Source organism: Colwellia sp. F1 (assembly GCF_056238625.1).
In genome coordinates this window covers 101,691-121,926 of the sequence record NZ_JBWDLI010000008.1, presented here as the reverse complement: position 1 = coordinate 121,926, position 20,236 = coordinate 101,691, and the positions used below count along the sequence as shown (strand labels likewise).

At 39.4% G+C, this 20,236-nt stretch carries 13 protein-coding genes; 2 read left to right on the top strand and 11 right to left on the bottom strand.

Annotation, left to right across the window (positions count from 1 at the left end):
- Positions 1–158: 158 nt before the first annotated feature.
- The 6 genes from AC0UA9_RS09470 to AC0UA9_RS09445 form a co-directional block, all read right to left on the bottom strand.
- Complete coding sequence (locus AC0UA9_RS09470) at positions 159–497, bottom strand: 4a-hydroxytetrahydrobiopterin dehydratase (RefSeq protein WP_475659511.1); 339 nt, start codon at positions 495–497, stop codon at positions 159–161.
- A 40-nt stretch (positions 498–537) separates the two neighbouring features.
- Complete coding sequence (gene phhA / locus AC0UA9_RS09465; RefSeq protein WP_475659510.1) at positions 538–1,371, bottom strand: phenylalanine 4-monooxygenase; 834 nt, start codon at positions 1,369–1,371, stop codon at positions 538–540.
- A gap of 1,363 nt (positions 1,372–2,734) precedes the next feature.
- Positions 2,735–3,841, bottom strand: coding sequence for a YcjF family protein (locus AC0UA9_RS09460; RefSeq protein WP_475659509.1), 1,107 nt, complete (start codon positions 3,839–3,841; stop codon positions 2,735–2,737).
- Positions 3,838–5,244, bottom strand: coding sequence for a YcjX family GTP-binding protein (locus AC0UA9_RS09455; RefSeq protein WP_475659508.1), 1,407 nt, complete (start codon positions 5,242–5,244; stop codon positions 3,838–3,840). The genes AC0UA9_RS09460 and AC0UA9_RS09455 overlap by 4 nt, the downstream gene beginning before the upstream one ends.
- Positions 5,245–5,356: 112 nt before the next feature.
- A complete protein-coding gene (locus AC0UA9_RS09450; RefSeq protein ID WP_475659507.1) occupies positions 5,357–6,310 on the bottom strand; it encodes a class I SAM-dependent methyltransferase in 954 nt (317 codons plus the stop codon).
- Positions 6,311–6,416: 106 nt separating this feature from the next.
- Positions 6,417–9,062 carry a TonB-dependent receptor gene (locus AC0UA9_RS09445; protein WP_475659506.1) on the bottom strand — a complete coding sequence of 882 codons (2,646 nt, stop codon included), beginning with the start codon at positions 9,060–9,062 and terminating at the stop codon, positions 6,417–6,419.
- A gap of 548 nt (positions 9,063–9,610) precedes the next feature.
- On the opposite strand from AC0UA9_RS09445, the gene priC reads away from it, so the two are divergent.
- Together priC and AC0UA9_RS09435 are read left to right on the top strand one after the other, a co-directional pair.
- Positions 9,611–10,246 (top strand): primosomal replication protein PriC, encoded by a 636-nt coding sequence (gene priC, locus AC0UA9_RS09440; protein ID WP_475659504.1) that lies wholly within the window; start codon positions 9,611–9,613, stop codon positions 10,244–10,246.
- 611 nt (positions 10,247–10,857) lie between these two features.
- The gene (locus tag AC0UA9_RS09435; RefSeq protein WP_475659503.1) at positions 10,858–11,130 is read left to right on the top strand and encodes a late competence development ComFB family protein; all 273 of its coding nucleotides are present in this window, start codon (positions 10,858–10,860) and stop codon (positions 11,128–11,130) included.
- A 211-nt stretch (positions 11,131–11,341) separates the two neighbouring features.
- Here AC0UA9_RS09435 and AC0UA9_RS09430 read toward each other — a convergent pair whose 3' ends face one another.
- The 5 genes from AC0UA9_RS09430 to AC0UA9_RS09410 all read right to left on the bottom strand — a co-directional run bounded on the left by AC0UA9_RS09430 (position 11,342) and on the right by AC0UA9_RS09410 (position 20,235).
- Positions 11,342–12,328 (bottom strand): HD-GYP domain-containing protein, encoded by a 987-nt coding sequence (locus AC0UA9_RS09430; RefSeq protein WP_475659502.1) that lies wholly within the window; start codon positions 12,326–12,328, stop codon positions 11,342–11,344.
- A 4-nt stretch (positions 12,329–12,332) separates the two neighbouring features.
- Positions 12,333–15,677, bottom strand: coding sequence for an MHYT domain-containing protein (locus tag AC0UA9_RS09425; RefSeq protein ID WP_475659500.1), 3,345 nt, complete (start codon positions 15,675–15,677; stop codon positions 12,333–12,335).
- 383 nt (positions 15,678–16,060) lie between these two features.
- Positions 16,061–17,860, bottom strand: a complete 1,800-nt coding sequence (locus tag AC0UA9_RS09420; RefSeq protein ID WP_475659499.1) for a carboxypeptidase-like regulatory domain-containing protein — start codon at positions 17,858–17,860, stop codon at positions 16,061–16,063.
- Positions 17,861–18,088: 228 nt separating this feature from the next.
- Positions 18,089–19,567, bottom strand: coding sequence for an EH signature domain-containing protein (locus tag AC0UA9_RS09415; protein WP_475659498.1), 1,479 nt, complete (start codon positions 19,565–19,567; stop codon positions 18,089–18,091).
- On the bottom strand, positions 19,567–20,235 hold the full coding sequence (locus tag AC0UA9_RS09410; RefSeq protein ID WP_475659497.1) for an OmpA family protein: 669 nt from the start codon (positions 20,233–20,235) through the stop codon (positions 19,567–19,569). Before AC0UA9_RS09410 ends, AC0UA9_RS09415 begins: the two co-directional genes overlap by 1 nt.
- Position 20,236 lies beyond the last annotated feature (1 nt).

Genomic DNA, 20,236 nt, shown 5'->3' with positions numbered 1-20,236 from the left:
ATTTTTTACAATAAAAAACCCTTAAAAATAATTATTCTTAAGGGTTTTGCTGTATTTAGCCAACAGTTTGCAAAAAAGCTAACCTAAAATGTCAATACAAATTCTTAAAATAGCAATTTAAAACAAATAGTTAAAATAAAAACCTCTCATCAGTGCCACTAGCGTAACGCGTCTGTTTTAGCTGCACAAATAAAGTCATTTTTGTGTAAACCACCAATGGCATGGGTCCACCAGGTAACAGTCACTTTGCCCCACTCAAGTAAAATAGCCGGGTGATGAAATTCAGCCTCTGCTAACTCACTGACTTTATTAGCAAAAGCCCATGCTAATTTATAGTTTTTAAACGTGTATTCGCGCTCTAACATCATCACTTTATCACGCACTTGAGGAACCCAATCAGGTATTTGCTTCAACAGTACCGTTAATTCATCCCCGCTTACTTGGGGGGCATCGGCATGGCAGGCTTCACATTGTTGTGTAGATAATTCTTTACTCATTTTATCTTCCTTACTCGCTTAATATTAGTGAATGAATTAGTTAATTCGCATAAGACGTACTTGCTATATCCCCCTTTACTGGGAATTTGGCATCAAATAAACCAAGCTTTTTCGCCGCTTCAATTAACGCAAATATTTCATCAATGCTTAGCGATCTAATACTGTCTAAATCACTGATACTCTTTAACATATAATAAATTGGTTGCATAATATCTATACGGTACGGCGTTCTTAAAACGTCAATCACCTTGGCTTTATCGAGCATTTTACGCTCAACTGTTTTATCTGATAACGCGTATTGTGTTTCACTTGGAGAAGATAAAATACCGCCCCCATAAATTCGTAACCCTTTAGGGGTGTCTAGTAAACCAAACTCCACAGTAAACCAATACAAACGTGCTAAAAATACGCGTTGCTCCTTACTCGCATTTAAGCCCATTTTCCCATAAGCTTGAGTATAATTAGCAAAAGAAGGGTTGGTTAACAGTGGGCAATGGCCAAATATTTCATGAAATATATCAGGCTCTTGTAAGTAATCTAACTCTGCTTCGCTGCGAATAAAAGTAGCGACCGGAAATTTTTTTTCAGACAGCAGCTTAAAAAACTCACCAAAGCCAATTAAAGCAGGTACGGGATAACATTGCCAAACAGTGGTTTTTAATAATACTGCTGACACATCAGCAAGCTGTGGAATTCTGTCTAAAGGTAATTGTAACTTGGCTAAGCCGACAAAGTATTCGTCGCAAGCTTTACCTTCAATGTGCCTAAGTTGACGCGTAATAAGCTTACGCCACACTGTATTTTCTGCCGCACTCCAATGAATAACGCCGTGCTCATCAGCTTGCTTAGCAACATATGTTGTACCTTTTGCCATTACAGTAACCTTTTGTCATTTACGATGAAATGTTTTAGTTACACTTATCTTAAGGGAAGACGTTAGCTAAAGGAAAGAAATGACCAATGGCCAAAAAACAGCCCATGGTGATGAGTGTAAAATAATAGTTACGCAAGAAAAACCAGATCCTGAATCAAGTTCAGGAAGACGCGGTGAGCATTAACCATTAACCATTAACCCCTCCACCTCGTCATTCCGTAGGTCTCTTAATACGGAATCTCGTCTCTTTGTTGTGAAGGGCTTTGTTGTAAGGTACTAGGTTTTAGGGACTAGGTGCTAGGAAGAGAAAAACCTAGATCCTGAATCAAGTTCAGGAAGACGAGAAAAAGCGACAAAAACCAGATCCTGAATCGAGTTCAGGAAGACGAGAAAAAGCGACAAAAACCAGATCCTGAATCAAGTTCAGGAAGACGCCCCACCTCGTCATTCCGTAGGTCTCTTAATACGGAATCTCATGGCTTTGTTGTAAAGGGCTTTGTTGTAAGGTACTAGGTTTTAGGGACTAGGTGGTAGGAAGAGAAAAACCTAGATCCTGAATCAAGTTCAGGAAGACGAGAAAAAGCGACAAAAACCAGATCCTGAATCAAGTTCAGGAAGACGAGAAAAAGCGACAAAAACCAGATCCTGAATCGAGTTCAGGAAGACGAAAAAACAAACGAAAAAACCAGATCCTGAATCAAGTTCAGGAAGACGAAAAAACAAACGACAAAACCAGATCCTGAATCAAGTTCAGGAAGACGCCGTGAGCATTAACCATTAAACATTAACCATTAGCCCCCCCACCTCGTCATTCCGTAGGTCTCTTAATGCGGAATCTCGTCTCTTTGTTGTAAAGGGCTTTGTTGTAAGGTACTAGGTTTTAGGGACTAGGTGCTAGGAAGAGAAAAACCAGATCCTGAATCAAGTTCAGGAAGACGAGAAAAAGCGACAAAAACCAGATCCTGAATCAAGTTCAGGAAGACGAAAAAACAAACGACAAAACCAGATCCTGAATCAAGTTCAGGAAGACAGAAAAAGCGACAAAGACAAGATCCTGAATCAAGTTCAGGAAGACGAGAAAAAGCGACAAAAACCTAGATCCTGAATCAAGTTCAGGAAGACGAGAAAAAGCGACAAAAACCAGATCCTGAATCAAGTTCAGGAAGACGAGAAAAAGCGACAAAAACCAGATCCTGAATCGAGTTCAGGAAGACGAGAAGAAGCGACAAAAAACCTAGCATGGCTTGCACCATCGCACCTAGCACCTAGTACCTAGCACCTAGTACCTAGCACCTAGTACCTAGCACCTAGTACCTAGCACCTAGCACCTAGCACCTAGTACCTAGCACCTAGCACCTAGCACCTATTTTTTAAGCAACTGCTTAATCGTTGTTAACATTTCTTTTCTAACATGGCCAAGTTTGGGCTTGTCTTCAAAAGGAATCGGGCGACATAATTGCATTGTTTTAACCCCTAAACGGGCGGTGAGCATGCCTGCGCCTAAGCCTTGTGCTAAGCGACCAGAGAGCTTACCGAGCAAATCAGCGCCAATCATGTCTGTGCCAAAATCAGCAATCAGTTCACTTGCGCCAGCATAAACCATATTAACAAACACTTGTTTTATCAATTTAATACGGCTCCAATAGCCAAGTTTTAAGCCATACAAACCTGCTACTTTATTGATCATACGTAAATTGCGCCATAATATAACTAGCATATCTATAATTGCCACTGGGCTAAGTGCTACTAAAACCACGGCTTCTGTTGAAAAACGTGCTATTTCAGCCATGGCTTTTTCATCAACCTTTGACAACACCAAACGTGAGTACAGTTGTAGTAACTCGCTGTCTGAATACTGATTGTCTAACGCCATTTGCCAGCTTTCTTTTTGGTCGGCATCGCCCGCTCCCCAAAGATCCCCAGGTAATTTGTCAGTGATCTGTTGACAAAAAACTTGTACATCTACTGCGTTTTTATTATTTTTTATAGCATTTTCAGTATGTTGTAGTAATTCATTGGCTTGCTGCTTTAATTTTTCTCGCTGCTTAAACTGCCGCAATGTTGACCATTCACGCCACACACTGGCAGAAGTGATCATGAATAAGCAAGCTAAAATCACGGCATAGATGCTGGTAATAATGGGGGAATGCACAAAACCACTAACAAAAAAATCAACCGCTTCAACCCCTATTAATACCGCCAATAAAGTAAAAACAATACGCCATAACCAGCGGCGGCGACCTTTCTTTGGCACAACACTGTTATCCGCTGCGTTGTCGTCATCCTGCACTGCTGGTAGTTCATTTACTTCCTCTATGGGTAAGTAGTCGTGGTTATCAAAAATAACCTGCTGAGCGCCCGCACCTTTGCTTGGCGATTGGCCATGTTGTGGCTCAGCGAAGTCATCTTCTGAAAATAAAATTTGTTGTTGATGGTTACTCTCATCACTTTTATTGTTTGTATGGCTCATATCATTTTATCTGCTAACAAAAATTGTAATACTTGATCCATACGAATATGGGGTAACGGTTGGTTTCTTGTCATACCACGCCTAGGCGCAAAACTGATAAAGTTAAAAGCAGCTTGTTGCCAAAACGCGGGCTTAGGGAGTTGCGCTGGTACTGAGCCAGGAAATAAGGTGAGCTTTTCACCTGAGGCGATTGCGCGGTCACTTTCTGCTGTGTTTTCACTGTCATTACTTGAATGGCTCGCATGAGTATACCCCTGTACAACCGGGATCTGCTCGCCATTATGAACACTTTTCCCTGCTGTGGTACTCTTTACTGACGCAATCGCCAAAGTTTTCATTTCAATCGCTTCAAAGTTAATGCTATGTTTACTTTGAAACAGTAATTCATTCAATAAAGACACCATTGACGCATGTTGCTCACCCGTAACATGGTCAGCCTTGGTCGCGGCAAACAATAGCTTGTCTATTTTGGGTGAAAACAAGCGTGAAAATAAACCCGCCTTGCCATAACTGTAACTTTCTAAAATCATATCAATGGCTAACTGTAAATCAGCAAAGCTCTCAGCGCCGCCAAAAGCCGAGCAGGTATTAAGCGGTGTTAAACAGTCTGCTAACACTATTTGGCGGTCAAAACGTAAAAAATGCTGTTGGTAAAAGCGTTTCACCACGGTTTCTTTATACTCAATAAAACGTGCTCTTAGCATACCAATAAAACTATTATCACTGGCATTTTGATACTCATTACCGTCAATAGCCATTAAATTAGGAAAAGGGAAAAACTCTAAAATAGGCGCGCCAGCCAATTCAGCCGGTAGAATAAAGCGCCCGGGTTGAATAACACTCAGCCCTAACTGAAAACGGAACGTTCGTAACAAGCCAGTATATTCTTGTGCTAGTTGTGCTAATAATTCTTCATCGGCCTCGGCAAAAGGATCAATGGCGGCCACTTTAGTTAAAAAGTCTTGGGTAAACTGTGCCCGTGGCGCTGACGTTAATAACGCATGCGTTTGCTCAGACCATTGCTCGTAGGTTTGCTTAAGCATAGGTAAATCAAGTAACCATTCACCAGGATAATCGGTAATATCTAGGGTTAAGGTAGCCATATCAGCGGCATACTTTAATAAAGACTTTTGTGGTTGGTAACGAATAGCCAGGCGAAGCTCACTAATACCATGTGTCGACTCAGGCCAGGTTGGCGGTTCATTGGTAAGGGCTGCCATAGCTTTGTCGTAATCAAAACGAGGAACCGCTAAATTTTTTTGCGGCACGCGCTTAGCCGCAATAAAATACCCTTTGTGTACCGGATCAAAAAAACTTAATTGGCTGTCCTTACCTTGTGTAATAAGTTGGTTCACCAAAGAAGTAATAAACGCCGTTTTACCACTACGGCTTAAGCCGGTCACGGCCAAATTAATATGTTGGTCAAGCGTGCGATTAAGTATTTCACCGGCTTTATTTTTAAATTTATCTAAGGGTTTGATAAAGCAGCTCCGCGTTGTTAATAAAAATGTTTTTTTAAGGGGCTTTAACCGCTTGAATCACCCAACATAATTTACCTAATTTAATATCTATTGAGCTTATTTCAAATGATTGCCAATTATTGTTAGCGTATGTTTTTACCTGGTTTACCTCTGCAACAGACCAAGCCGCTTCAATTTGGTCTTGCAAGCGCTGCTGAAAAAATTGGGTATTTGTGATAATAGCCGCAACACTTTGCGCGCTAGCATGACGCCAATTCATCACCACAGGCACTAATTCCTTTGCAAGTAAATTATACCAGTCTAACTCAGCTTCACTATTACATGCATGTTGCAGCTTTTTAAATAAAACTAATAGGTTTCTATTTTTATCTTTAAACAAGGTTTGCTGCGCTAGTGTCGGGTTATCTTTATTGTCTATTGTTTGGCAAAAATTTGCAAAGTCTTGTAGCTGCGCTAATAAGCCATTTTTTGTCGATAACTTATTAATAATGTTAATACCAACGTGGCAATCGTCACTAATAAAAGAATTGTGATGATGCACTAAAGCAACAAACCTGCCATTGGGCTTTAATACCCTATTCACAGCCAATAAAGCACGCGGTGTATTGGCATATTCAAAGCCAAATTGGCTTATGACCACATCAAATTCTTCATCATTAAAAGCCAACTCTTCTGATGGCATATCCGCAAAGAATTGAATTTTTTTCAGTGTATTATAAACAGTATCTGTCGGTGAAAACCGAGCAAGTGGGTCAATATTAGCTGCATCTGAGCCATAAACAGTAAAACGAGGATTAAATTCTTGGGCTAAAACAGCCAGCCCACCGTTACCGGTTGCTAGGTCTAATACTTTTGCTGTGTGAGGCAGTGTTTTAAAAACGTCTTGCCAGTACTGCGCTATTTCGCCAGTATATCCTTGCTTGTGCTCCCCTTCTGCAAAACTATTTAGTGACTGGGTTGACGACCAATAACTACTCCAATGTTGCATTTTGCTTACCCTTAAAAAAGAAAAAGGTGAGTATTAATACCCACCTTTTTAAGTTTAACCTTTCATTTAGCTGTTAATCTAGCTAAACGTTCATCTTAATAATGCATTAGAAAGACTGTGCTAAACGTATGTAAGAAACACGTCCATAACCATCATAAAGGTTGTAGTTATAATCGTTACCATCATAGTAACTTAACTGTGGGTGTTTCTCGAATGCGTTTTGCATACCGATAGAAATTTTAGTACCCGTAGATAAGCTATAAGTCGCTTGAATATCATGTGTTATCCAAGTAGCAATATTACCTGAGCGTAAAACACTACCGTCATCTTGCTGCTCAACATCTTCATACTGAGAACCAATCATATTTATGTTCCAGCTTACATCTAAGTTGTCCCATGTATAAAGATTAGTTAACACAGCACGTTGTTGAGGTTCACCTGTATCTTTAATGGTATTACGACCACCATCGATAGCACTGTCAAATTGATGACTAAACTGTAAAGACTGCTTAAACGTACCAGCATCGCCGAAATCAAAGGTAGTATTTACGTTTAAGTCAAGACCACTGATTTCCCATTTACCTTCGTTGGCATAACCTTGGGTAATTAAATCAATACCACCGTTAGCTAAACGCGACACACCTAAACCAGCAGGAATTGGCTCACCAGTTTGCTCACGTTTTAAAATTTCCTCAGCATCAAAGGCACGAATCATGTTAGTGATTTCAATTTGATAATAATCAGCAGAGAAGTTTATCCAATCGGTAGGTTGGTACGCTAAACCTAAAGATAATTGCTCAGATGACTCTGAACCCATATCTGAGTTTGCTAATGTGATTGCATTTACTTGAATTTCACAACCTTCTACATCACCAAGGTTTAGACATGACGGATCGTCACGAACTGACGGGTTATCTGGCGCAGGTTTAGCTGTTAGAATATCTAACGTAGGCGCACGGAAACCTTCACCGTATGACGCACGTAATACTAAGCCGTCCATCGGTTCAAATTTCATTGATACTTTAGGTGAGAAGTCTTCACCGTAATCAGAGTAGCTATCGTAACGACCCGCTACAGTAAATTCTAAGTTATCTAATACCGGAATTAATGCTTCAAAGAATGCACCTTTCACGTCACGACCACCGCCAGCACTGTTACCAGCAGAACCACCAACTTGACCCGCTTCAGACAATGAGTCATAAAGGTCAGAGTATGTTTCTTTACGGTATTCAGCACCAAAAACGGCTTGTACTGTACCGTTCTCTAGTTCCATTACGTCAAACGCTGCAGAAGCAAATACTTCTTCTTGGTCAAAACGGCCAATACGTGTAGTCGTAACTTTTAAACCACTTAATAATGCTTCATAATCACTACGCTCAGCATCCGTTGTAAAACGTGCACCAAACGGGTCATTTAGCATATAAGCGCCACTGTCCATAGCCACACGAGCATTACTACCCATTAAGTAGTTACGACCAACTTCGTAAGATTTAGATGTGTTTTTACGCGCACCAAAATCAACAGTAACATCGCCAATCATACCTTCTGCACCAATTAAGAAATCCGTTGACCAGTTATCAACTTCATTATCACGGTTACCTAGGGCAGCAAAGCGGTGACGAGTTTGAACATTGCGCGGATCTAAACCAGCAGCAACATCTTCAGCACGTTTAGCATCAATGTATGAAGCAAAGTCTGCATCATAAAAAGGACTGCTTGGGTTAATTGGGTTGTTCGGGCTATCGTCTGATAAAAATGCTGCATCACCGGCATCATTTAACGACGGTGCATAACGACCAAATGATTTAGTTTTAGACACCATAGTATGAGAGAAAATTTTCCAATCATCATTGATATCATATTCTGCTTTTAAGAAGGCAGAGTTATTCGCTGAAGAAGCTTCATTGGCATTGGTTGCGTTAAAGTTATAACCACAGGCTCCGGTAGCGCCAAAAGCAAAGTTTTCTAAGCTATTACACTCTTCTTCTGAAATGATTGATCTATAACCTTCTTCTTTAAGTGCGTTAACACCGAAGCTTGACGCGCCAGGTGATACCCACGGGAAAGCATTTTCAAAAATAATGTCACGCGTGTTCCAAGAAACACCACCAATAATTGAAGATTTACCACCAGTCACACCAAATACAGCAGAGCCTTCTTCTCGGTCACCGCCCTCAGAAGGGATACTTGGCTTAGAAGCACCTAAACGTAACTCTACGCCATTAAAATCTTTTTTAGTGATAACGTTAACAACACCGGCAATAGCGTCAGAACCGTATACCGCTGATGCACCATCAGACAATATTTCAATACGCTCAATTGCAGCCATAGGAATCATATTTAAATCTTGAGATTGGCCTGACTGTGAAGACTTAGGTAAACGACGACCGTCAATCAAAATTAATGAACGAGATGCACCTAAACCACGTAAGTCAATTTGTGCAACACCTTGTAAGCTACTACCCGACTTTGGACGGTAAGAGCCGGCAGCATTAAAACTTGTATTACGTAATAAATCAGACACAGACGTTTGGCCTGAGAAGTCAATTGCAGCGCGATCAATGATAGCAACAGGAACTGAAGCCTCTAAGTCAGTACGCTTAATACGAGAACCTGTAATGGCAATACGTTCTACTGATTCAATAACTTCTTCTTCTGCTGAAAATGCGGCAGTTGAAACTGTTGCTGTTGCAGCAGCACCACACATCATCGCTAGGCGGATTGCCTTAGCTACTTTGCTATTGTTATACATGTTTACTCCCTGGATCACATTCGTGATTAGTTTGTTATTTTAGTTAATTTCGAGACTATTTTGTCTCGTAAACTTTTTTGAACGGGTCGCATGACCTGATCTGTCAACTACGATATTAAACGGGATTAGCGCACACCGTCAATACTATTTATGACCACTTGGTAAATATTCTTATTGCAAGGATTTTTAAAGGCCATGGCAAAATAGTTCGAAGTATAATTAAACTTCACAAAAACAATTAGTTACAACTTATGTATGATTTAATAAAATATTTCAATAAAAAGATCATTTTCCGCTAAATTATTGAAAATAAACAAAGGTAAAAAATATATAATGTATTTAATAACAATAACTTAACATTTGAACGTTTATTAAGCTTTATTGCCAAAGCACTTTAAGATTATTAAAATACACAACAATATCAAGCACTAATAAGACAAAAAAGCAAAACCGTAAAGAATAACTTACAAAGGCAGACAAAAGGCATCTTGCTAAATTAATGTTATAGTGAGCACCCTAGCTTATTCCTTTTCAAATCAGGTTAAATAATGAACTCTATTAGGCGTTTATCTGTGTTATTAGAAACACTTAATGCGAAAGCCAAAGAAACAGACAAACAAAACAAACAGCTAAAGGCGCACCGTTTAATTGAAAACAACAACTTGTTTTCATCAACGCTGTTTGTTAGCCAAAGTGATCAGTTTTCGCCTTACATTCAAGAAACCAAGCGGAGAATAACGGAATTTTCCCGTTTAGTGGCAGCCAATAAAATCACCCTATCAAAAGAGCTATTAGTGCAAATAGAGCAACAAATATCAGCCATAGCTAATGCACTGCAATCAAATGGAGTAACACACCAAGCAGCCACTTTAAGTTTTAACGCCAACAACAAGGTACGGATAAAAAAAGCAAAAGCGAAACAAACAGCTAAATATGGTGAGTTAACGAAAAAGGTTATGTTAACTAGCCATCAACTGTACCAGAAACTAACCGAACACCATGAATACGAACGCCGTTTAATGGACATGGTGTTAGAAAGAGAAAATGCCCGACAACAGTGTAAAAGCCATGAGAGTGAAAAAATATCAATGGAAGTACTCGCCTTACACCAACGCCTTGGCCGGTGTCGAAAAGCTATTTCAGCGATAGAGCTTGATATTGAACGTGCTGAAAAGGGAAAGTGATTAGAGACTAAGGGTTAGGAAGAGACTAGAAAGACACTAGTTACTAGAAAGAACAAAGCCCAAGAACCTAGATCCTGAATCAAGTTCAGGAAGGCAGAAAAAGCGACAAAGACAAGATCCTGAATCAAGTTCAGGAAGACGAAAAGTGCCCCACCCCGTCATTCCGGTGGTCACCTCCACCCCGTCATTCCGGTGGTCACCTCCACCCCGTCATTCCGTAGGTCTCTTAATACGGAATCTCGTTTCTTTGTTGTGAAGGGGGAAGGGCAAAAACCAGATCCTGAATCAAGTTCAGGAAGACGAAAAAAAGCAAAAACAAAAACCAAACTACAAAAACCAGATCCTGAATCGAGTTCAGGAAGACGCGGTGAGCATTAAACATTAAACATTAAACATTAAACATTAACCATTAACCATCAAACACTAACCATCAACTATTAACCATTCAATATTAAAAATTCACCATTAACAAACAGGTAATTAAATTAGCATTAAATTGAATCTCAGGTTAATCTTAACCTAAGGTGCTTAGAGCAAAACATACAACGCGTGTTAGGTGCTGGAAAACGTGTTAATAACAGCAAGCAACAAGGCTATAGTAGGAAACCACAATGAAAATATCTGATGACATTCATAACTATTACGAAAAACTGGTAATGCAACATTTTACAGTGGCTAAATTTAATGAAAAATATGATGAAGACTTTATCGCAGACTTAACCTGCGTTGTGTTAAACCAACTGCCGACACGTTATATACGCCATGAAGTTGATATGGCATTTTACTTACCCGCGTCTGAACGGTTTGAAATGGAAACCAAAGTAAAAAGTGCTATTAGTAAATCACTTGAGTTTATGCAGTCACACCACATGAAAAATGACTAAAGTTGCCCTCTAGCACCTAGAATCTAGCACCTAGTAACTAGAATCTAGCACCTAGTAACTAGAATCTAGCACCTAGTAACTAGTAACTAGAACCCTAGTAACTAGTACCTAGCACCTAATCCCTAGCACCTAGTAACTAGCACCTAGAACCTAATCCCTAGTACCTAGTACCTAGTACCTATCATTAAAAATTCAACATTAAAAAAAACCGTCAACTGTCTTTCCAACGGTCTTTTATCGCTAAAATTTGCGGTAGCACTTGCTCAAATACTACCACTAATTCAGGGTCAAAGTGCACACCACTTTGCGACTTAATAAAGGTCATGGCTTTTTCTATGCTCCAAGCTTCTTTATAAGGCCTTACACTGGTGAGTGCGTCAAATACATCGGCTAGTGCAACAATCCGCCCGGCAATGGGGATATCATTACCCGCAAGGCCTTTTGGATACCCTGTTCCATCCCATTTTTCATGGTGCGTTAGCGCCACTACTTTTGCTAAGGTGATTAAATCAGAATCATCTTCACCCAATATATTCGCGCCAATCACCGGGTGGGTTCTCATAATTGCAAATTCTTCATCAGTTAATTTACCGGGTTTGAGCATAATACTGTCAGGAATACCTATTTTACCCAAATCATGCATGGGCGCTGCATGTAACAAGTTATCTGCCTGCTGCTCACAAAAACCGTACGCGAGTGCTATTACCTTGGAATAATGGCTCATACGCATCACATGCATTCCGGTTTCATTGTCTTTATATTCGGCCGCATGACCAAGGCGTTGAATAATTTGTAACCGAGTACGTTTTAGCTCGTCTGCTTGCACTAAAGACAAGTGGGTAGCCACTCTGGCTTTTACTACCGCCGCCGACACAGGTTTTGAAATATAGTCTACCGCACCAAGCTCTAACCCTTGCGCTTCATCGTCGTGCGCGCTTAATGCCGTCACAAAAATAACCGGAATTTTACGAGTAGTAGGCTCGGCTTTTAATTGCTTACATACTGCTAAGCCTGTTATATCAGGCATCATAATATCTAACAGGATCAGGTTTGGGCTTTTACTTTGCGCTAAACGCAGTGCTTCAGCGCCACTTTTAGCAAAAATTAAGCGATAATCTTGTTGTAGAATTTGCTTTAACACGCGTAAGTTGGCGGCTTCATCGTCGACAATAAGAATGGTTGACTGTTGGTTTTCCATGATACTACCCTTTACTTTCAATACGCTCAATCAGCGCAATGGTATACTCTAGTGCGCACTCAAATTCAAAATCATTAAAAGCGCTGTATATTTTATTGATTTCGCCACTGTAACTAAAGCCAGTGTTTTTGGCTGTTTCGCTATAGTCAAATAGCTGCGCTAATAATGACTCTTCTACTTCATTTTCTTTTGCTTTTTCAACAAGTGATTTTAACAGGTCAAGCAATACAGTGAGATCAACCGCTTTAGTGTCAACCGTTTTGCTTTGGCTATTTAACCAAGACGATACTTTATCAGCAAGCTGTTGGTAGGTTGAATAAATGCTGTCATAAGTGGCTGCACACTGCTCAGGGTGGCTGTTAATTAACGACTCTAATTGCGCACATAACCGCTGCAAGCGTGTTAACGCCAAGTTACCACTAATACCTTTTAACGTATGAGCTATGGTAGCAACTTCCGGCCAGTTTTTCTTGGCTATAGCCTCTTCTAGCGCTGCTAGCTGCCCTTTTTGGCCCGTAATAAAAGCCGCTATTTGTTGATAATAGTCAGTAACGCCACCCCACAAGGCAACCCCTTTGCTTTCATCTAATAGCAAGTCAGCTTTTGGTTGCTCACTCACCACTGGGCCAGCACCAAGTTCAATATTAAGTACGCGGGCCATTTCATGGCTAAGTAAGGTAAAGTCAATCGGCTTGTTGGCAAAGCCTTGCATGCCTGCGCTTTCAGCAGCCAGTTTATCGTCAAGTAACACACTGGCAGTTAAGGCAATAATAGGCAGCACAGGTAAATTGTGTTCTTTTTCATATTGCCGGCGCGCTACCGTTGCCTGCAAACCATCAAGTATTGGCATTTGAATATCCATTAACACTAAATCAATGGCTTTACAGTCAGCCATTCTTACCAGTGCTTGCTGGCCGTCTCTGGCGCTAACCACACAATGCCCATCTCGCTCTAGAATTAAGGTGAGTAAATCAAGGTTTTGTTGAATGTCATCAACAATCAATATTTTTAGCGCCGGCAATGTTATTTTTTCAATGGCTTTGTTTTCTTCTTGGCAAGCCGTGGTAGTTAACGGAATATCAAAACTAAAAGCAGACCCTACCCCCGGTGTACTTGTTGCCGTTATTTCACCTTGCATTAACTCCACTAATTGCTTACTAATGGTTGTCCCTAAACCAGTACCGCCAAAACGCCTACTCATTGACGCATCTGCTTGGGTAAAGGCATCAAAAACAGAGGTTAGCTGCTCATTACTCATCCCTATGCCCGTGTCTTCAATGTCAAACTTAACGCGCTCACCTGTAATAGGGTACACTGAAACGGTTACTTTACCTTGCTCGGTAAATTTAATGGCATTACCAATTAAATTGGTTAACACTTGGCGAATACGCTCAGGGCTACCTAAGTAAAAATCACTCAATTTATGCGAAATATTGGCCGTTAGCTCAAGGTTTTTATTACGTGCTTGCAACCACAAGGTTGAAACAACCGCATCCACTTCTTCAATTAATGAAAAGCGTCTTAATTCAAGGTCAAGCTTGCCTTTGTCAAGTTTTGCACTGTCTAAAATGTCATTTAATAAATGCAGTAAAGACTTGGCCGCATTATTAATGGTGCCCATGTGTTTGAGTTGATCTGGCGACAAAGACGACTCAAGTAAGATATCGCTAAAACCAATAATAGCATTCATCGGCGTGCGAATTTCATGGCTCATATTGGCCATAAAGTCAGCCCTTGACTCTGCCGCTAGCTCCGCTTTTTCTTTGGCAACTCTTAATTCTTGCTCCATTTCCCGGCGGTCAGTAATGTCCATAATAAAGCCGTCTAACCAAACTTCACCGCTTTTTTCGTCTGTTACGTGGTTACCATATTCCATCACCCAACGAACATCGCCCGTTTTGGTAATAAGGCGGTATTCAATATTAAACATTCCTGTAATTAACGGGTTATTAAGTACCGACTCTTTATCGTCAGGGTGATATAAGTCTGAAAAACACCGCTTAGGGTTAGGCGGTAAAAAATCACTGGCAGGATAACCGGTCACCCCTTCTACAGCATCACTAATAAAGAGTATTGGCCAGCCGTATTGGTCTGAGCAGCGATAAGCAATACCAGGAATATTACTGATTAACGACCTAAATTTTTCTTCATTTTCTTGTAAAGCTTGCTCCATTTTTATCCGTTGGCGAATATCTGACATAAAGCCAACATACAAATGGCTATTGGCCAGTTTTACATAACCCACCGACAACCTAATGGCAACCAAGCTGCCATCTTTATGCAAGGCCTTTACTTCTTGGCTTGAGCCAATAATTTTCGCTTTACCGGTTAATAAAAAGTTTTTAACAAAATCTTCTTTATTGTCATTGTCATATTTCGAGTTTGACACCAGTACGTTAACATTCTTGCCCACAAGCTCTTCAGGCGTCCACCCTAGCAGGGTTTGCGTAGCACGGTTGGCGTTTTCAATAACTCCCTCGCCATTAATACTGATAATTGCATCAACCGCGGTATCCATCATGGCACGTAAGCGGTCTTCATTACTGCTGGCTTTGCGTGAAATTTCTCGGTATTTATACAGTAAATTAATACCTAATACTAAAACCGTAATAACAATGGAAATAATTGACACCACCAGCGCCAAATAAAATGAAATATTACTGTCTTGGCGACTTAACTCTAACCCAGCGGGTTTAACAAAACGTGCTGAAGCCATACCGGTGTAATGCATACCCGAAATAGCAAGCCCCATTACAGCACTCGCCACTAAATTAGCCTGCCAATCTTTATTTTGCTGCCAAATTCTCAGTAGACCCGCTCTGATCCACAGTGACAATATTGCCAAAGAAACAGCGACCACAATTGACAGCACAAAAATAGTTAAGTCATAACGCAGTAGTGGTGCCATTTGCATGGCCGCCATCCCCATATAGTGCATAGTGCCAATGCCAGCACCCACTAAAAAGCCCGAAACAAATAACGACTGTGCATCAGCCTTATGTTTTTGTAAGTGATTTAGCGCCACCCAAGACGCCGCGACACTGGGCAACATAGACAGTAAAGTGACGCTAACCTTGTAATCAACTACCGTACATAAATCAAAAGCCAACATACCAATAAAGTGCATTGACCAAATGCCGCCACCCAGCGCCAAGCTACTAATACCAAGCATAAGTTGTCTTCTAATAGGCGAGCTTTGCGCCTGTTGTTCTGTGGCGACTTGCAACCCCATAAAAGAAGAAAGTATGGCAATAAATAGCGACAGCACAACCATACTAGGGTTGTAACTGCCATAAATAAGTATGCTGTCAGATGAAATAGTAAACTGGGCAATAATCCAATGAATCATAAGTGGTTTTTTATCTTTCGCTGAGGGGGGCGTTTATAAATAGACAAGTATTATGACATAAAACATCCGCATAAACGTAGTGTTTTTAAGGAATCTAGGGGGAAGCAGTAATGATTAAGAGTGTTAGCCAATAAGCGTTATCATTTGCTTATAAAGCACAGCACTAACCATATAAACTGCCAGTTTATTATTAGGGAATAACTTATTAGACAAAACGGCGACGAGCTTATCTATGAAATAATCACACGGTTTTGAACTCAATTAAGTAGTGTTAATTGTGATCTTCGATAATACTAAAACCATTACAACAGCGCAAAATCATCCAGCCCCGTGATATAAACTAACAAGGTTTTACGGGGCTGTTCGAGCAAGCTTAGTAAGTTTTAGTTCGTTTTCAACAATACTGCATAGCTAAATGTTTTATTTGTTCCTTCTATAGAAAAGGAAAAATTAAGATTAGCTTGAGACCGACCAGTGAGCGGGCTAACAATTGAAAACTCAACTGTTGTTCCATCAGCGATAATTTGACCATTTCTTAACCCGTCAAAATAAGGGGCTACAACTGAGTTAGCATCAGTGGCAATTAAATCCCTAATAACATAATCATTTCCTGCCGCGGTAAGTCTGAATTTAGAGATTTCATAGTAAGATACGCCAATAACACTAGCTGTTGAAACTCCGTTCGTGGAATAAGGCATCCCCCTTTCAGACCACCCTGAAAAAAACTCTTCTGCAAACAATTTTATGCTTTCTGCTTCAGCAAATACAACAACACTATCAACTATACTACTAACATAACCATCATTAACTGTTAGCGAAATTACGTACTCACCACTAACATCAGGAGTAAATGAAGGTGATACAGTAAACTCATTGAGTAATACCGTGGAGCTTCCATAAGGTACAGAAGTAAATGACCATTTATATGACAGTATGTCATTATTTTCATCAGCACTTAAACTACCATCAAGAAGAACTTCATTATTTATTAAAATACTACTATCATCCCCCGCGTTTGCTATTGGAGGAATATTTTCTTGAACAACGTCTATCTCAACAATACTCATTTGACTATTATTTTTGCCATCAGTGACAATTAAGTAAATTTGATATTCACCAAGCTCCGTTGCGACAAAGTAAGGTGTTGCTGATGTATTATTTTCTAATTCAGCATGACGAATTGGCCAACCTATGTTAACAGCAAAACCATCAAGGATATCATGTGCTCCTTCTGGCTTTGTACCTTGCCCACCTAGTGGCGTTGGATATCCGTTCGGGCTAATAGGGTTACTCCATGAATATGTAATTGTATCCCCATCTTCATCAAAACTTGCAGAACCATCTAAGTACACAGTTTCACCCAGTGTTACTATTTGATATGAGCCAGCATTCGCAACAGGTGTGGTGTTATTTTTTTCTAAAATTATTGTTGGTGCCTGAGCAACAAAACCATCAATAAACTGAGTATCGTCAATGACAGTATTACTCGTATTTTTAACTTGATGGGTTGGCAGAACCTCAATGGCAACCATATCAGTTTCACTAGTAGAGGCTTGAACGATAAATCTGTTTTGATTTGCAGAAAAAGATACATCTGAAAAAATGTAACTCCCTCCTACGTCTGTTACTACAACGTAGGTATTTTTAACATTATCATCTTCATCAAGACTTTTAAGGGTGATTTCCACATTTGCTAGAGGACTGGCTGATATACTAACGACTCCTTGAATCGATCCTCGACCCCCCAATTGAGCTTCAGGTGCTTCAGCTTCAAACTCAGGAATAAAGAAAGTACTATTTTCTGTGTTATTAGTTTGGTTTGAAGGTGACACTTCTACTACAATTGAACCATAATTTGCAGATATAATGGTTATGACATAATTACCTTGATCTTCAGTAATAGGAACATCAGAGAAATAGTATGATCCTGTATCATCTGTGGTTACTTCAAACCCAGCAAGGTATACGATTGATCCCTCCACAGGTTCACCTGATACATTGAGCACTACACCTGTAATTGAACCCGTATTATCTTTGACTGTTTCTACAGGAGGCGTAACCTCAACAGGTGGTGTAGTCGAGTCTTCACTATTTCCTTCCCCTCCACAAGCTGCTAATGAAATAATGAACAATGATTGAATTAAAATTTTATTTAGAAATGATAGAGAAAAATAATGGCTCAAAATTAGAGTCCTTCTGATTAATATAAAAAATAGGAGAGATAGAAAATATAGGAAGAACTCCTTTTTTAACTTTCTATTTACATATCAGGTAAATAGCACACTCCATTGGTCGCAAGATAATAACAGTTAACTTTATCAATACCAACAAATATCCACTAATCATACCAAACCTATCAATACACGTCGTTTTGTGGTCAAAATTGTTCTAAGTGATTTAATGAGAATAATTCAACTCTTCATATTTCTAGTTTTATATTCTAGTACTGCTTCTGAACGTACTTTTTGTTTTGTTTTTGAAAGTAATGGCAATCCATCTTGAGCGCTATATTTTTGATAAAACTCCTTTTTTGAACCGTCACTATCGACTATAAGGAAATTAGATCGCGAAGTATCTGGAACTATCGACAAGTCTCTTCTTAATTGCCTTTCACAGCTATGCTGCCAATAGATTAAATGATCGTGTTCCATTAAATGTGGGATGTCATTTAAGGTATACATATTTAATTTGCTTGTAGTAAGTAAAGTATTAATCATAGGGTTTGATTTACTATAGGCCTTAACCCCACTAAAACTACCACGTAAGTACTCAACGATAATATGTTTATCGAACTCTAATAAACACAATTCTGTTTCTTTCCAGCTTTCTGAAAAACCGTCAACAATAGTATGCTCAGGTACTCTAACGCCAAGATTCTGTATAATTGTAGCTGTTTTCAACGGTAAGAATATTCTGAAACTATGGAACCTGCTTTGGTAATTTGACCAGAACGTTACCCTGTTTTTTAATTGCGTAATCTCTCTATCTTTTAGGTTTAGCGTTTCAGCAATTTTTGGTGTTGTGATTTGGAATATAAACTTTTTAAAGTCACCAAACCATGCGGAACCTAATAAGCCTCTTAATTTATTTTGAGTATCTAAATCTAGGTTTTTCCAGCGCGTATTTGCGGCTGTTGGTGAATAGTTCTCAAGAATATAGCCAAGTAATAGCTGAGAGCTTTCTATATTTGAATTATCTATAGTGGCAATTAAACGAGTTATTGCTTGATCTGCTTCTATACCTGAATAACTTTCTAATATTTTTAAATAACGTTGTTCAAATTTAGCAACGCCTTGCTTTGATAAAACGCTCTCTATTGAGTTTATAGACTCTTGCGCTATTGCTATTTTATAAGGTAAACCAAGCTTAAATAACAAGCGCTCTGGTTTTAATGTAGACTGCAATGAGTAATATGCAAGGTCATCTTGGTTATTGTCACTTATTGCAATAACCACTAACGCTTTTTGTTTATCGACTGAAACCAGGGAAGCTAAATCATTTTTATGATTCGTTAGTAACTTATTGGGCATAATTTCATTATTGCCGTCAAAGTATAAGCACATACGCCAAAATGCTATGTGTCTAATATTAGGGTTTTGTTTTATACATTCCCAAATCAGGTTTTTACTTCGTGTTGCTTGATTTATTGTTGCATCACTCAGTAAGTCTTGTTGTTCAAATAACGTAACCCATTCTAATAACGAAATAGATTCGTCGTTACCACTTTGTATTAAATCTAAAATGTCATCTACAGACCTTGGTGGTACGGTTGGCAAAACTAAGTTATCAAATAGCTTTGTATGTTGATCTTTTTGCAACATGTTAGCTGAAGCCAACATATTTTGTGCTGATATCGCTCTAGGTGGTGTAATACAGATCAAAGACGCCATTATCTACTGTCCAACAACTTTGAAACTTTGTTAAAGGCATCTTCATTTTTAAATTGCATTCTAAAAATCACTTTACGATCTTTGTCTTCACTCAAAGTTTCATTAGCATCCATTGAACCACGACCTGCTACTTGGATTTTCTTTAAGAAGTTAGGTTTATTATCTTCAAGCTGCATAGTGTTTATGTATTGATACACACTGTTGGCTCTACCTAAGCTAAGCTGCATGTTGTAGCTTAGTGCACCGTCAGAGCTGGTATGACCTTCTATAATAACTCGAGTTATTTCTTCACTGATCCCTTCATTAGAAAATATTACGCCGCTATACACAGGAATAAAACGATTTAAAAATTCTTTACCTTCTGGCTTTAACTCTTTTTCATTAAAATCAAAAAGCACGGAATCTAACAAAGTTATATCGCCCGTATCAGGATTAATTTCGGCATTGATACCATTCGAGTTAAACTGCTCTTGTAAGGCTTGAATAACAATAACACGTTTATTTTGTGTTTCTTCTTGTGTTATTTTTAATTGTAATAAGGTAACAACGACTAGCAACGCAAATATTAATAACAAGCCCGACATTAAGTCACTTATAGAAAGCCATTCGGTTCCTTCGGTATGCCCATCGGTATCTCTAAAAGACTCCATAGGTTGCTTAAAAGACACT

What these genes read in the sequence shown, in the direction of transcription:
- AC0UA9_RS09470 (WP_475659511.1), bottom strand. Translation starts at nt 497, where the DNA reads ATGAGTAAAGAATTATCTACACAACAATGTGAAGCCTGCCATGCCGAT.
- phhA (WP_475659510.1), bottom strand. Translation starts at nt 1,371, where the DNA reads ATGGCAAAAGGTACAACATATGTTGCTAAGCAAGCTGATGAGCACGGC.
- AC0UA9_RS09460 (WP_475659509.1), bottom strand. Translation starts at nt 3,841, where the DNA reads ATGAGCCATACAAACAATAAAAGTGATGAGAGTAACCATCAACAACAA.
- AC0UA9_RS09450 (WP_475659507.1), bottom strand. Translation starts at nt 6,310, where the DNA reads ATGCAACATTGGAGTAGTTATTGGTCGTCAACCCAGTCACTAAATAGT.
- AC0UA9_RS09445 (WP_475659506.1), bottom strand. Translation starts at nt 9,062, where the DNA reads ATGTATAACAATAGCAAAGTAGCTAAGGCAATCCGCCTAGCGATGATG.
- priC (WP_475659504.1), top strand. Translation starts at nt 9,611, where the DNA reads ATGAACTCTATTAGGCGTTTATCTGTGTTATTAGAAACACTTAATGCG.
- AC0UA9_RS09435 (WP_475659503.1), top strand. Translation starts at nt 10,858, where the DNA reads ATGAAAATATCTGATGACATTCATAACTATTACGAAAAACTGGTAATG.
- AC0UA9_RS09430 (WP_475659502.1), bottom strand. Translation starts at nt 12,328, where the DNA reads ATGGAAAACCAACAGTCAACCATTCTTATTGTCGACGATGAAGCCGCC.
- AC0UA9_RS09425 (WP_475659500.1), bottom strand. Translation starts at nt 15,677, where the DNA reads ATGATTCATTGGATTATTGCCCAGTTTACTATTTCATCTGACAGCATA.
- AC0UA9_RS09415 (WP_475659498.1), bottom strand. Translation starts at nt 19,567, where the DNA reads ATGGCGTCTTTGATCTGTATTACACCACCTAGAGCGATATCAGCACAA.